Source organism: Virgibacillus sp. CM-4, from assembly GCF_000445495.1.
Classification (GTDB): Bacteria; Bacillota; Bacilli; order Bacillales; family Amphibacillaceae; genus Virgibacillus; species Virgibacillus salexigens.
In genome coordinates, this window is the sequence record NZ_AUQA01000006.1 from 376,380 (window position 1) to 391,024 (window position 14,645).

At 36.5% G+C, this 14,645-nt stretch carries 14 protein-coding genes; 9 read left to right on the top strand and 5 right to left on the bottom strand.

The features are described 5' to 3' along the window. The first annotated feature begins 8 nt into the window (after nt 1-8). The 4 genes from M948_RS35125 to M948_RS35140 all read left to right on the top strand — a co-directional run bounded on the left by M948_RS35125 (nt 9) and on the right by M948_RS35140 (nt 3,925). Complete coding sequence (locus M948_RS35125) at nt 9-992, top strand: alpha-ketoacid dehydrogenase subunit beta (protein WP_021291178.1); 984 nt, start codon at nt 9-11, stop codon at nt 990-992. A gap of 18 nt (nt 993-1,010) precedes the next feature. After that, on the top strand, nt 1,011-2,288 hold the full coding sequence (locus tag M948_RS35130; protein ID WP_021291179.1) for a dihydrolipoamide acetyltransferase family protein: 1,278 nt from the start codon (nt 1,011-1,013) through the stop codon (nt 2,286-2,288). Nucleotides 2,289-2,398: 110 nt separating this feature from the next. Further along, a complete protein-coding gene (locus M948_RS35135) occupies nt 2,399-2,830 on the top strand; it encodes a BrxA/BrxB family bacilliredoxin (RefSeq protein WP_021291180.1) in 432 nt (143 codons plus the stop codon). Nucleotides 2,831-2,950: 120 nt separating this feature from the next. Next, nucleotides 2,951-3,925, top strand: coding sequence for an aromatic acid exporter family protein (locus M948_RS35140; RefSeq protein WP_021291181.1), 975 nt, complete (start codon nt 2,951-2,953; stop codon nt 3,923-3,925). Nucleotides 3,926-4,001: 76 nt separating this feature from the next. Here the strand turns inward: M948_RS35140 and prli42 are convergent, their stop codons facing one another. Then, on the bottom strand, nt 4,002-4,109 hold the full coding sequence (gene prli42 / locus M948_RS42860; protein WP_021291182.1) for a stressosome-associated protein Prli42: 108 nt from the start codon (nt 4,107-4,109) through the stop codon (nt 4,002-4,004). 143 nt (nt 4,110-4,252) lie between these two features. On the opposite strand from prli42, the gene mce reads away from it, so the two are divergent. The 4 genes from mce to M948_RS35160 all read left to right on the top strand — a co-directional run bounded on the left by mce (nt 4,253) and on the right by M948_RS35160 (nt 8,705). Beyond that, nucleotides 4,253-4,693: a methylmalonyl-CoA epimerase gene (gene mce, locus M948_RS35145; RefSeq protein ID WP_021291183.1), complete on the top strand. Its 441-nt coding sequence runs from the start codon at nt 4,253-4,255 to the stop codon at nt 4,691-4,693. Next, nucleotides 4,680-6,212, top strand: a complete 1,533-nt coding sequence (locus M948_RS35150; protein ID WP_021291184.1) for an acyl-CoA carboxylase subunit beta — start codon at nt 4,680-4,682, stop codon at nt 6,210-6,212. The genes mce and M948_RS35150 overlap by 14 nt, the downstream gene beginning before the upstream one ends. 28 nt (nt 6,213-6,240) lie before the next feature. Next, complete coding sequence (locus M948_RS35155; protein WP_021291185.1) at nt 6,241-7,365, top strand: M20/M25/M40 family metallo-hydrolase; 1,125 nt, start codon at nt 6,241-6,243, stop codon at nt 7,363-7,365. Nucleotides 7,366-7,463: 98 nt separating this feature from the next. Further along, entirely contained in the window at nt 7,464-8,705 is a 1,242-nt protein-coding gene (locus M948_RS35160; RefSeq protein ID WP_021291186.1) for a DNA polymerase IV, read from the top strand. A gap of 64 nt (nt 8,706-8,769) precedes the next feature. Here the strand turns inward: M948_RS35160 and M948_RS35165 are convergent, their stop codons facing one another. The 4 genes from M948_RS35165 to M948_RS35180 are packed head-to-tail and all read right to left on the bottom strand — an operon-like array spanning nt 8,770 to nt 12,862. After that, nucleotides 8,770-10,140, bottom strand: a complete 1,371-nt coding sequence (locus tag M948_RS35165) for an aldehyde dehydrogenase (protein WP_021291187.1) — start codon at nt 10,138-10,140, stop codon at nt 8,770-8,772. 14 nt (nt 10,141-10,154) lie between these two features. Beyond that, on the bottom strand, nt 10,155-11,072 hold the full coding sequence (gene rnz / locus M948_RS35170; protein WP_021291188.1) for a ribonuclease Z: 918 nt from the start codon (nt 11,070-11,072) through the stop codon (nt 10,155-10,157). A 15-nt stretch (nt 11,073-11,087) separates the two neighbouring features. After that, the gene (gene namA, locus M948_RS35175; RefSeq protein ID WP_021291189.1) at nt 11,088-12,104 is read right to left on the bottom strand and encodes an NADPH dehydrogenase NamA; all 1,017 of its coding nucleotides are present in this window, start codon (nt 12,102-12,104) and stop codon (nt 11,088-11,090) included. Between the two features lie 23 nt (nt 12,105-12,127). Further along, nucleotides 12,128-12,862 carry a glycerophosphodiester phosphodiesterase gene (locus tag M948_RS35180; protein WP_021291190.1) on the bottom strand — a complete coding sequence of 245 codons (735 nt, stop codon included), beginning with the start codon at nt 12,860-12,862 and terminating at the stop codon, nt 12,128-12,130. Nucleotides 12,863-12,962: 100 nt separating this feature from the next. Here M948_RS35180 and M948_RS35185 point away from each other — a divergent pair, with 100 nt between their 5' ends. Beyond that, nucleotides 12,963-14,585 (top strand): M20/M25/M40 family metallo-hydrolase, encoded by a 1,623-nt coding sequence (locus M948_RS35185; RefSeq protein WP_021291191.1) that lies wholly within the window; start codon nt 12,963-12,965, stop codon nt 14,583-14,585. Nucleotides 14,586-14,645: the final 60 nt, after the last annotated feature.

Sequence of the window (14,645 nt, forward strand, 5' to 3'; positions counted from 1 at the left end):
GAATTGTCATGCCAGTAATGTCTTATATTCAGGCAGTAACCGCTGCTTTAAGAGAAGAGATGCAACGGGATGAAAATGTTTTTGTATTAGGAGAAGATGTAGGTAAAAAAGGAGGCGTATTCCGTGCTACTGATGGCTTGTTTGATGAGTTTGGAGAGGCGAGAGTATTAGATACGCCCCTTGCCGAATCTGCCATTGCAGGGGTAGGAATTGGTGCGGCAATGTATGGATTACGCCCAGTAGCAGAAATGCAATTTGCAGATTTTATTATGCCTGCCGTCAACCAGATTATTTCTGAAGCTGCGAAAATACGTTATCGCTCGAACAATGACTGGAATGTACCAATGACGATCCGTGCACCATACGGTGGCGGTATTCATGGGGCGCTGTACCATTCTCAATCCGTCGAAGCTGTTTTTGCGAATCAACCAGGATTGAAAATCGTAATGCCTTCTACTCCCTATGATGTTAAAGGTTTATTAAAGGCGTCAATTCGTGATAATGATCCCGTTTTATTTTTTGAACATAAACGTGCTTATCGTTTATTGAAGGGAGAAGTTCCTGAAGAAGATTATGTATTACCGATTGGTAAGGCAGATATAAAAAGGGAAGGTTCCGATATTACAATTATTACGTATGGCTTATGTGTTCACTTTGCTCTACAGGCAGCAGAAAAATTAGCTGAGGAAGGGATTGACGCACATATTTTAGACTTACGCACAGTGTATCCACTAGATAAGGAAGCAATTATTGACGCTGCAACGAAAACGGGTAAAGTGCTATTAGTCACGGAAGATAATAAAGAAGGAAGTATTATTGGTGAAGTAGCAGCAATTATTGCAGAGAATTGTTTGTTTGATCTTGATGCACCAGTGCAACGATTAGCAGGTCCCGAAATTCCTTCCATGCCATATGCACCAACCATGGAAAAATATTTTATGATTAACCCTGATAAAGTTGAAAAAGCAATGAAAGAACTAGCGGAATTTTAATACAAGGAGGGCTGTTATATGGCTGCTGAAAAAATTAACATGCCACAATTAGGTGAAAGTGTTACAGAAGGTACGATTAGCTCATGGCTCGTTCGTGTTGGAGATAAGATCAATAAATACGATCCTATTGCAGAAGTAATGACTGATAAGGTAAATGCTGAGGTACCATCATCATTTACTGGAACAATTAAAGAGCTAGTAGCTCAAGAAGGCGATACGATTCAAGTTGGAGATTTAATGTGTTACATCGAGACAGAAGAAAGTAATACAGCAAAGACTTCAAAAGAAACACATCAAGAGAGGGAATCAAAATTAGAAGACGTCCAAGAGGACACTGTAAAGGATCAATCCATGAAAAAACGTTATTCACCAGCGGTATTACGACTCGCTCAAGAGAATGATATTGATTTAGAACAAGTAGAAGGTTCAGGTAAGCATGGAAGAATTACCAGAAAGGACCTTGAAAAGATCATCGAATCAGGTACGAAACCGACGAAAGAAAAAACGACTACCATGGAATCATCTCCATCGGAAGAAAATAAAAAAACAGATACAACAACTGCTGCATCCAAGCAATCGGGACCTACGTCGCAACCTGGAGATGTTGAAATTCCCGTTACAGGCGTTCGTAAAGCAATTGCTCAGAATATGGTACGTTCTAAACAAGAAATTCCACATGCCTGGATGACTGTTGAAGTAGATGTAACGGATCTTGTTACTTACAGGAATCAAATCAAGGATTCATTTAAACAAAAGGAAGGGTACGGGCTTACGTTCTTTGCTTTCTTTGTAAAAGCTGTTGCTCAAGCTTTAAAAGAGTTTCCACAACTAAATAGTACGTGGGCAGAAGATAAAATCATTCAACGTAAAGATATCAACCTTTCGATTGCTGTAGCTAAGGATCAAGAATTATTTGTACCAGTTATTCATCATGCGGATGATAAAAGTATAAAAGGAATTGCTAAGCAAATTCATGAATTAGCTATGAAGGCTAGATCAGGAAAGCTAACAGGTGATGATATGAAAGGAGGGACGTTTACTGTAAATAATACAGGATCCTTTGGTTCGATCCATTCGATGGGGGTAATTAATCATCCGCAGGCAGCGATTTTGCAGGTAGAATCGATTGTAAAACGTCCTATGATTGTCAATGATATGTTTGCAGCTCGTGATATGGTAAACCTTTCACTATCGCTTGACCATCGTATATTGGAGGGATTAGTATGTGGTCAGTTCCTTGCACGTGTGAAGGAGCTCTTAGAAAATATGAATGAAAATACAATAAACATCTATTAGTATTTCATTATTAATGCTATCTCACATAAATGTATATCATTGAAATATAGGCAGGATGCTGGTATCCTATCTATAGGTGAGAGAACATTAAAATAAGGGGTTTGATTTGAATGGATTTTAATATATTTATGAATGATGTTGTAGATGCTGCGCGTAAGGATATTAGAGAGGCTGGTTATCAGGAATTAACAACTCCTGAAGATGTAGATCAAGCACTAGCTCAGGACGGCACGACGTTAGTTATGGTAAATTCTGTTTGTGGTTGTGCTGGTGGGATTGCCAGACCTGCGGCTGCAAACGCCATTCACTATGATAAACGCCCGGATCAACTTGTAACTGTATTTGCGGGACAAGATAAAGAGGCAACTGAAAAAGCAAGACAATATTTTGAAGGATATCCGCCATCATCACCATCTTTCGCTTTCTTAAAAGATGGTAAAATCGTTACAATGCTAGAACGTCATGATATTGAAGGGCATAATGCGATGGATGTAATCGGCAAGCTTCAAGCTATTTTTGATCAACATTGTAAAGAAGTATAAATCTGGGTAATTCGTATATGGGGCTGTCTCTATGTTATCGTAGGTCAGCCTTATTTTTTCGAAGTTTTAGCTTTCAACTTATTTTTAAGGATAATTGAGCAGCATAAAGGAGAATAGAGCGTGAAGATAGGTTATCGAACAATCAAAACTGCGATAGGCACACCTATTGCGATTTGGATTGCTCAATTATTGGGACTATCAAATTTTGTTTCAGCAGGTATTTTAACCATATTATGTATCCAGCCATCAAGAAAACAATCGTTTCTCAGTGCTTGGAATCGCTTTTTAGCATGCATCATTGCTAGTATGTTATCTATTGTATTCTTTCATTATATTGGGTACCATCCTGCGGTTGTTGGGGTCTTACTAATGGTATTCATTCCAGTAACGGTATTCTTAAATATTACCCAAGGTATTGCAACAAGCTCTGTCATCATTCTAAACTTATACAGCGCTCAATATTTAGATTATGCCTTTTTAGTAGATCAATTTTTACTCATTGTAATAGGGATAGGAACAGGTTTACTATTAAATATATATATGCCAAGCTTAGATAATAAATTAAAGGCAAAACAAAAAGAGTTAGAGCAAAATTTTCAAGTTGTACTGTATGAGATTGCTCTATACGTACGTAATCGAAATATTGTTTGGGATGGTAAAGAAATTACAAAGATCGGGCAGTTATTGGAAGAAGCAGCAGATTTAGTTGAGCGGGATAAAGAAAATCATCTATTAAGGAATAAGCATCCATATCGTGATTACTTCCGAATGCGGTCTAGGCAATACGAATTACTACAACGGATGCTACCCCTTGTAACAAAATTACCAAAAAAAGATTCCATTACTGAAAAGATAGCAGCATTTTTTGAAGGGCTGTCAGAAGCTGTTCACCCAGGAAATACAGCTGTTATTTACTTAGAAGAGTTAGAACAGCTAAAAAAAGAATTTGATAATGAGGATCTTCCTTGTTCACGAGAAGAATTTGAAACAAGGGCGAATTTATTTAGATTATTACATGATATAGAAGATTATCTACTTTTAAAAAAGAGATATAAAGAAAGTGATATAAATATAAGAAAAAAATTAACAAAATAAAAAGACTGGACTTTTACGTAAAGTCTAGTCTTTTTTTATGCTACGTTTTCATATACATCACATTGCAATTAATTATTTAAATAAACATAGCTAAACCAGCAGTTAATGTAGATAGGAGCATCGCAATTATCATAATGTAGACAATTAATTTTGTTGTACGTTCTCGTTTTGACTTTTTTGCCATACAAAAGTCCCCCTTTATTACCGTATCCTATATCCACATTTTACAGTGAAATCGAAAATTGGACAAGTACTAGCCTTAATTGTTGTTCTGTGCCTAGTCCGACAAAAATAGGATGTAACTATAAACCGATTAGGGGGAAAAACATGAAAGATTTTACACATTCAACAACAAATGAATTGTCTCATATAGGAATAGCGGTAAAGGATTTAGATCTAGCTCTTTCTTTTTACGTCGATCGCTTAGGTTTACATATTATTACTACAGAAACGATTTTAACAGAGGGTGTGAAAATTGTACTCCTTCAACATGGAACAATGCAAATTGAATTGTTGCATGCCTTAAATGAAAGCTCTCCAATTTATACTTATATTGAAAAATATGGGGAAGGGATTCATCATATTGCATTTACTGTAAACGATATTTCCTCACAATTAACTTCTCTGCATCAACAGGGCATTCAGTTAATTGATGACCACCCTCGATTTGGAGCTCGTAATACAAAGGTTGCTTTTATCCATCCAGCGTCTTCAAACGGTGTACTTGTAGAGCTTTGTGAAAAGGGTGAAGCTAATGGATATGTATGATAAAATTACAGAACTTTATGAAAAGAGACGTCATCTAGAATTAGGCGGAGGTGAAAAAAGAATTGCTACTCAACATCAAAAAGGGAAACAAACAGCTAGAGAGCGTATTCGTGAATTAGTCGATACGGATACATTTGTAGAACTAAATCCTTTTATGATGCAACGTTCCCCTAACAAAGAAGCAAATGGAGAAGGTGTTGTAACTGGTTATGGTAAAATAAAGGGGATACCAGTTTATTTATTTTCGCAAGATTTTACTGTATACGGTGGAGCGCTTGGTGAAATGCATGGTAAGAAAATTGCAAATGCGATGGATTTAGCAGCGAAAAACGGTATGCCATTTATTGGGTTAATTGATTCAGGTGGAGCACGTATTCACGAAGGAGTATCTGCATTAGATGGATACGGGCAAGTATTCTATCGGAATGTCCTATACTCTGGTGTGATACCACAAATATCTGTAATTCTAGGTCCAAGTGCTGGTGGGGCCGTTTATTCTCCTGCAATTACTGATTTTATTATTATGGTAGAGGAAACATCACAAATGTTTATTACCGGTCCAAAGATTATTGAGACTGTAACAGGCGAACAAATCTCTGTTGAAGCATTGGGTGGAGCAGCCATTCATAATTCCCAAAGCGGCAATGCCCATTTCCAAGCAAAAACGGAAATAGATGCTTTGAAGTTAGTTAAACAGCTTTTACAATACCTCCCATCGAATTGTAAAGAAAAGCCGCAAGAAACTGCAAATGATTATGAAAAGAAAAGAGAAAATGATTTAATAGATATAGTGCCCGTTAACAGTAGAATTCCTTATAATGTAAAGGACGTGCTCCATCATATTATTGACAAGGATAGCTTGTTGGAAGTGCAACCCTATTTTGCTAAAAATATAGTTATCGGGTTTGCGCGACTAAATGGTAAGTCAGTTGGACTAGTATGTAATCAACCGAAGTATTTGGCAGGAGGTCTAGACATACATTCAAGTGATAAAGCTGCTCGATTTATCCGTTTTTGTGATGCTTTTCAAATCCCTTTGTTAACATTGGAAGATGTAACAGGTTTTATCCCTGGAGTAAAACAAGAACATTCAGGAATAATTCGACACGGTGCAAAAATACTTTATGCTTATGCTGAAGCTACCGTGCCCAAAATAACAGTCATATTAAGGAAAGCATATGGTGGAGCGTATGTGGCATTAAATAGTAAATCAATTGGGGCAGATATTGTTTATGCTTGGCCGAATGCTGAAATAGCTGTGATGGGAGCAGAAAGTGCGATCAATGTCTTATTTGCAGAAGAGTTAGCTAAGAGTGAGAACCCTGATCAATTGAAACAGGAAAAAATGCATACATACCAAGAACGTTTCACCAATCCATATGAAGCTGCAAGTTTAGGGATGATTGATGATATTATTGATCCGCGTGAGACAAGGAGCAAGTTAATTGAAGCACTTGATATGTTAGCAAATAAACAAGAAAATCGCCCGTTTAAAAAACATGGTAATATCCCATTATGAGAACGAACTAGAATTTAGGAGGATTAAAATGGTACAAATTAATGAACAAAGACTCGTAGATGAATTCTTTGAGTTAGTTAAAGTGGATTCAGAAACAGGAAATGAATCAGAAATTGCAAAATTACTGAAGCAGAAGTTTTCTGAACTAGGGCTTGAAGTGATAGAAGATGACAGTAAAGCGATAACCGGTCATGGCGCTGGAAACTTGATTTGTAATTGGCAAGGAAATAAAGAAGGTGTTGAGCCAATTTATTTCACTTCTCATATGGATACTGTCGTACCGGGACAATCGATTAAACCGATGATAAAAGATGGCTATATTCAATCTGATGGCACTACTATTTTAGGTTCAGATGATAAAGCTGGGTTGGCGGCAATCTTGGAAACAATTCGAACTGTGAAGGAGAATAATCTGGAACATGGAGATATTCAGTTTATTATCACTGCTGGTGAAGAATCCGGTTTAGTGGGAGCTAAAGCTTTAGAAGCTTCTATGTTAAATGCGAAATATGGCTATGCTTTAGATAGTAACGGAGATGTTGGAGATATTATTGTTGCTGCACCTACGCAAGCGAAAGTGCATGCAATCATTAAAGGAAAAACAGCTCACGCCGGTGTAGCTCCAGAAAAAGGAGTATCAGCAATTACCTTAGCAGCAAAGGCAATTGCTAAAATGCCGTTAGGAAGAATTGATGAAGAAACGACTGCGAACATTGGACGTTTTGAAGGAGGAAAGCAAACAAATATTGTTGTGGATCATGTGGAGATTTTGGCGGAAGCTCGATCTTTAGTACCAGAAAAGATGGAAATGCAAGTTGCTAAAATGAAAGAAGCATTTGAAACCACTGCACAAGAACTTGGTGGATCTGCAGAAGTTGAAATCAAAGTGATGTATCCAGGTTTTAAACAACAAGCTGGAGATAAGGTCGTTGAAGTAGCTAGTAGTGCTGCCAAAACCATAGGTAGAGAAAGTAAGTTATTACAAAGCGGTGGAGGTAGTGACGCAAATGTTATTTCTGGCCATGGCATACCTACGGTTAATTTAGCTGTGGGTTATGAAGAGATCCATACAACGAATGAGCGAATTAAAGTAGAAGATTTAGTGAAGGTTACGGAATTAGTAACTGCGATTATTCAGGAATCAGCTAAATAGGATTCATGAAACCCTTTAAGCATAGTGCTTAGAGGGTTTTTATCTGTTTGTATGTTATAATAAATACGAAGCTATCTAGTTTATAAAGGGGTATAATTATGAAAGACCGTGTTAGTAGGCGAAGAGTCATCTTTCATATTGATATGAACTGTTTCTATGCTTCGGTTGAAATGGCCTATAATCCAGAACTGAAAGGGAAGCCACTAGCAATTGCTGGTAATCCCGAAGAAAGAAGAGGTATTGTCGTAACCAGTAGTTATGAGGCAAGATCGAAGGGTGTAAAAACAACAATGAACCTCTGGGAAGCAAAAAAACGATGCCCTGAGTTAATTGTTATGCGTCCCAATTTTGATAGATATCGTGCAGCTTCAAGAGAAATATTTAAGATGCTATCGGATATTACTCCATTTGTTCAACCTGTTTCGATCGATGAAGGCTATATGGATATTACCGAAAGTGGAGGAGACCCAATTAAAACAGCTGTCCAACTGCAAGAGAGGATACTGCAAGAGCTTGATTTGCCATGCAGTATTGGGATTGCACCGAATAAATTTTTAGCTAAAATGGCTTCAGATATGAAAAAACCACAGGGAATAACGATCCTAAGAAAGCGAGAAATTTCTTCAAAACTATGGCCCTTACCTATTCATGAGATGTATGGCGTAGGAGAGAAAACGGCAACAAAGTTGAAAGGTATTGACATAAATACAATTGGTGATTTAGCAAGGAAAGATGTATATTCATTAAAACAGGTGCTAGGGATCAATGGAGAACGGTTACGGAATAAAGCAAACGGTATTGATACTAGCCCTGTAGACCCTGATGCTGTCTATGAATTTAAGAGTATCGGCAATTCCAAGACGCTTCCATTTGATACGACGGATGAGAGAGAACTGCATTCACTTATCCAACAACTTAGTGAAAATGTAGAAAAACGGATGAAACGAAAACAAGCAGTAGGCAGAAGTGTTCAGTTAATGATCCGTTTCCATGATCGAAAAACGATTACGCGCAGCAAAAAACTAGGAGACTATATTGAAACAAAAGAGGATATTATGATGGTAGCCCATGAATTATTACAAAAGCATTGGAACTTGGAGCCGATTCGGTTATTGGGGATTACTGTTCAAGATGTTGAAGAAAAGCATTCCATCATCCAACAGTTGGATTTATTCACTTATGAAAAAGAAGCCAGTAAAGAAAAACTGTATGAAACAATTGATGAGCTAACTGAAAAATACGGAAAGAATACATTCGTTTCATGGGATTCCCAAACGATAGACGATCAAAAACCAACGACAAGCTTTCAAAAGGATTTTTTAGATGACTTTAGAAAATAATGAGACGCAAGGTCATTTGCCATGCGTCTCATTTGTTTAGAAAAGCCTCTTTTGCTTTATGTCATTACTTCATTATTTTATTTATAATTGTTTCTGATAATTTACTACCAGGGTATCGGAATGGAAAATCAAATTTAGTTGTTTGTTTCATAATACTTTTCTTATGAGAAAATGTATCAAAACTATATTTGCCATGATAGGCTCCCATACCACTAGAGCCAACACCACCAAACGGGAGATGTGGATTTGCTAAATGATAAAGGGTATCATTAATGCTACCGCCGCCAAAAGAGAGGTATTGCATTATTTGCTGCTGCGTATTGTCGTTTTCTCCAAAGTAATATAATGCAAGTGGTTTTTCTTTGGATCTAATCATACTAACTGCATCTTCAATATCTTTGAATGTCAATACGGGAAGAATAGGCCCGAAGATTTCCTCTTGCATTACAGGATCTTCCCAAGTGATCTTATCAAGAATCGTTGGTTCTATTTTTAAGGACATACGATCAGATTCACCACCATGCAAAGCTGATCCATTCGATAAGAAATTAGATAATCGGTCGAAATGTTTTTCATTAATAATTCGAATATAATCTTTATTAATTAGTGGATTCTTACCATAAAAACTTCTTATATATTTTTTCATCGCTTTTAATAATTTAAATTTAACCTTCTCATGCACATATAAGTAATCAGGGGCTACACAAGTTTGACCTGCATTGGTATATTTTCCCCAGACGATTCGTTTTGCAGCTAGATTGATATTTGCATCTTTATCTACTATTGCTGGGCTTTTCCCGCCAAGTTCAAGTGTTACTGGTGTTAAATGTTTACTTGCTTCATGCATAATGATTTTTCCAGTTTCCGTACTTCCTGTAAAGAATATGTTATCAAATCGTTCTTGTAAAAGTGCTTGTGACGTTTCCTTCGCACCTTCAACAACGGTTATGAAAGAAGGATCAAACGTATTTTCAATTAGTTTCTTTAATAATGAAGAAGTCGCAGGTGCATCTTCAGACGGTTTAATAACTACACAATTTCCGGCTGCTAAAGCACCAATTGCTGGTGCAAGAGCTAATTGTAAAGGATAATTCCATGGGGCAATAATCAGACATACACCATAGGGTTCTTTCAAAATCAAATTTTTAGTACCTTTATGTGTGATAGGGGCAGAAACCTTTGTAGGCTCCATCCAATCACGTAAGTGTTTCATTGTGTAATCTATTTCGGTTAATAAAAAACCAAGTTCCGTCGTTAATGTTTCATGTTTCGATTTATTTAGATCTGATCGCAGAGCTTGATATACTGCTGCTTCATTTTCCTTTAACATTTGCTTAAGTTTTTGTAATTGTTCTTTTCGAATTGTATAATCCATTGTATTCCCATTTAAGAAAAATGCGCGCTGATTAGAAATAATAGATGATACTTGTGTCATTGGAAAGCCCTCCTTTATTTAATTGTAAAAGTAGAAAAATCATGTGCTAAATCAGTTTGCGGGAAGATGGCTTGGGCTTCCTGTAAAAGTTGCTCATTTTCTTCCTTTTGATAGCGTGATGAAATATGAGTGAGAATCAAATGTTTGCAATTACTTTCTTTTGCAAGCCTTGCAGCTTGTGAAGTAGTAGAATGGAAATATTGTTCTGCAAGTGCTTCTTTATCCTCTCTAAAGGTAGATTCATGAACAAGGACATCTGCATTTTTTGCAAAGGAAGTAAAGCGTGATGATAGCCTCGTATCACCTAAGATAGTTATAATCCTTCCTTTTTTATTTTCTCCTATAACGTCTTTTCTGTAAATCCGTTTCCCGTTTGAAGTTTCAACAAACGCTTTTTCCTTAATTTCTTGATAAATTGGACCGGGTTCTATTCCCATTTCTTTTAATTTATGAACGAGTAATTCTCCAGGTTTATCATTTTCCACGATTCGAAAACCGAAGCTAGGAATGACATGATCTAATTCCTCTATATAAACCGTAATTTCTTCGTCTTTGATAATAGAACCATGACTTATTTCCATAACCGTTAAAGGATAAGTAAGATGTGTACCACTTATTTTTAGACTTGTTTCTATAAAAGACTTCAATCCTTGTGGGCCGTAAATTGTTAGAGGAGTATCTCCGCCTTGGAAGGATCGACTACTTAAGAGTCCAGGGAGACCATAAATATGATCTCCATGCAGATGACTGATAAAAATCTTCGTAATTTTTCTAGGCTTGATTGATGTATAAAGAATTTGGTGTTGGGTCGCTTCACCACAATCAAATAACCAAATACAATTCTGTTCTTGTAATAATTTCAGTGCAATCGCTGATACATTCCGTTCTTTGGAGGGAACACCAGCCCCTGTCCCAAGAAAAACTAACTCCATTGCCAAACCTCCAAATCATTTCCATGCTCTTACATATTGCTTGGGTGGATCAATATTATCACCTAATTGATCAGCTGCTTCTTTTGCCCAATAGGGATTTCTTAATAAAGCTCTTCCAATAAAAACAAGATCTGCACGGTCATTTTGTAGTATTTCTTCTGCTTGAATTCCAGTTGTAATTAAACCGACTGCACCGGTGTATATTCCTATTTGCTGTTTAATCCGTTCACAGCGTGTTAATTGATATCCTGGAAAAGTTTTTATTTTTGCTGGAACAACACCACCTGAACTACAATCTATTAATTCAACACCATCTTGCTTTAATTGTTCTGTAAAATAAAGGATCTCATCCAAGGTATTTCCTTTTGAATGGTACTCATCTGTAGAAATTCTTACAAAAATCGGTCCTTGCCACACGGTTTTTATGGAAGAAATGATTTCTTTTAAAAATCGATATCGATTTTTAACGCTCCCGCCATATTCATCATTTCGTTGATTGGTTAACGGAGATAAAAATTGATTAATTAAATATCCATGTGCACCATGAATTTCAATAATATCAAAATCTGCCTCAGAAGCTCGTCTTGCTGCCTGTTTAAACGCATCAATTGTTTGATGAATTGCTTTAAGGCTCATTTCAATTGGCTGTTGGTAATTTTCATTAAAGGCAATATTTGATGGTGCAAAAATGGATGTTGGCAGTTCTGCTTTTCTACCAGCATGTGCCAGCTGAATAGCTGTTTTTGTACCATAACTATGTAAAGTGGCGTTAAGGTCTTTTAACCCTTTGATATGGTGGTCATCCCAAATCCCTAAATCGTAAGGGGAAATTCGTCCTTCTTTTTGGACTGCTGAAGCTTCTAACATGATTAAGCCTACTTGGCCGATAGCACGAGACGTATAATGTGTAATGTGAAAAGGTGTGATTTTTCCATCTTCAGCAGTACAAGAGTACATACACATTGGTGACATGACAATACGATTCTTAAGTGTAACATGTTTAACGTCTATAGGTTCTAATAAAAGCGACATATGGTGTAGTAACCTCCTAGTTATTATTCTTTAATTATTTTCTTACAATGGATTGCTTGATCAGGAACATCTGTAATAATACCATTAACACTCGTCTCTAAAGATCTTATTATTCTTGCTGGCTTGTTCACCGTATATACGCGCAGTTTCATATTCCTTCGGTGGCTCTCTTCAACGAGTCGTTTGTTTAAAAGTCGATATTTAATATGGATCGCATTTGCTCCCATCTCTTCAGCAAAAGAGACAAGGCGCTTGTATTTTTTAGAAGTTAAAAAAGCAACACCGATCGTATCTTTTTTGTTTCTAAGTCTCCGAATGCTGTTTGGATTAAACGTTGAAATTGTGGTACGATTTAGTAACTGATGGTATGCAATTGCATCATAGACAATGGATTCAATATGCTTATAGTCTATTTTATAATTTTTTAACTCAATATTTAAATATAACGGCTTCGCTTTAATCCAATTTAGAAAGTCATCTAATGATGGAATCGTTATATGTTCAAATTCGTTCGAGTACCATCTTCCTGCGTCCAACTGTTTTAATTGTTCATAGGTAAAGTCTTTTACGTAACCTACTGTACCCGTCGTTCGTTTAAGCTGTTCATCATGGAATAAGACAGGAATATTATCTTTTGTAAGTTGAACATCTGTTTCAATGCCGTCTGCGTTCATGTTACAGGCTAACTTAAAAGCAGGCATTGTATTTTCAGGTGCATATTTACTTGCTCCACGATGTGCGAATATTTTGGTATTCATACGGTTCACCTCTTATAAATTGTGTTGGATGATTGATAAAAAGTCAATTTATCTTTCTTTATGGTGTTACCAATATTAAAGAATAGGTGGAGGGATTGTAGTGAAAAATTGGCAGACGAAAGAAGAGCTAACCGATTTATTATGTTCGCTTGTGAACTATCAAAGCATTACAGGTTCAAACGCAGAGATTGCTTTAGCGGAATATATGTATCATCTTTTCGAGCAAAAGCCATATTTTCAAGCTAATCCTTCAGATTTGAATTTACATCCGCTTAACGATGGCAGAAGATTACTTACGGCATTTGTTAGAAGCAAGATTAATACAGATAAAACAATTATATTATTAAGTCATTTTGATGTGGTAGAAGTCAATGATTATGGTTCCTTACAAAACCTTGCCTTTCATCCGAAGGAACTTACAAAAGAGATGTTGAAAATCAAAGACAAGCTTTCGGAAACCATACAGCAAGATTTAAATAATGGAGATTGGTTATTCGGTCGAGGGACGATGGATATGAAAGCAGGACTTAGTCTACATTTATCCATGCTTGAAAAAGCAATGCATGGTGAGTTTGAAGGGAATCTATTATTGCTTACGGTACCTGATGAAGAAGTCAACTCGAAAGGGATGTTAACGGCACTGCCTGTTTTGCAGGAAATAAAAGAAAAAGAGCAATTAACGTATCTTGCTTGCTTAAATGGAGAGCCAATGTTTAGTAAGTACCCTGGAGATTCCGCTTACTATGTATATACTGGCTCTATCGGTAAAATATTACCCGGGTTTTATTGTTATGGAAAAGAATCACATGTAGGTGAACCATTTTCTGGAATTAATCCAAATCTAATGATTAGTTTCTTATCTCAACAACTAGAATTAAATGAAGCATTTATTGAAAAAATAGGCGAGGAAATAACACCTCCTCCAATAAGCTTAATGCAACGAGACTTAAAAGAGAATTATTCCGTACAAACTCCACAAGCTGCGATCGCGATGTACAACATTTTATATCTTAAACAATCCCTTCATGAGATTAATTCGAAGCTGCTTCATGGTGCAATGGTTGCTGCAAGTCAAATTGAGAGTTATGTACTTGAAAAAGCAGATTACTTCTCCGAAATTGCAACTGATTTTAAGATGCCGCCAGTAACCGTAAATGTCATGATGTATGAAGAATTATATCAGGAAGCGGTTAAACGTAATGGAAAAGATGAAGTCGTTCGCAGACAGAATTTGTTAGTAAGTCAGCGCAATCAAGGGGATCGTGATTTCTCTACTCTACTTGTTCAGGATTTAGCGTCCATGTGTAAAGATTTAGCACCCATGATTATTTTATTTTATAGTCCTCCATTTTATCCAGCGGTTACTTCAGATAATGACCTGTATATACGTGGGGTAATGCAACATATCAAGGACTACACAGAGAAAAACTTTCAAGTTGCCTTAACTGTTTCCGAGTTTTTCACAGGCTTATCTGACCTTAGTTTTATTGGACCACCTTCAACAACCAGTCAAATGAAGCATTTAACATTAAATATGCCATTACAAAATAATGGTTTTAATTTGCCGGAAGATGTGATGCAGCAACTGACCATGCCAATTTTAAATATCGGACCTTTAGGTAGGGATCCTCATCAATGGACGGAACGTTTAGAATTGACATATAGCTTTGAATATTTGCCGAAAATCCTAACACAGGCTATCCATCATCTGTTTCATACGTAATGCTTTCATTGTAAATGAATCGACAATTAAATATAAAAGGGGTAAAATAACAGAAAATGA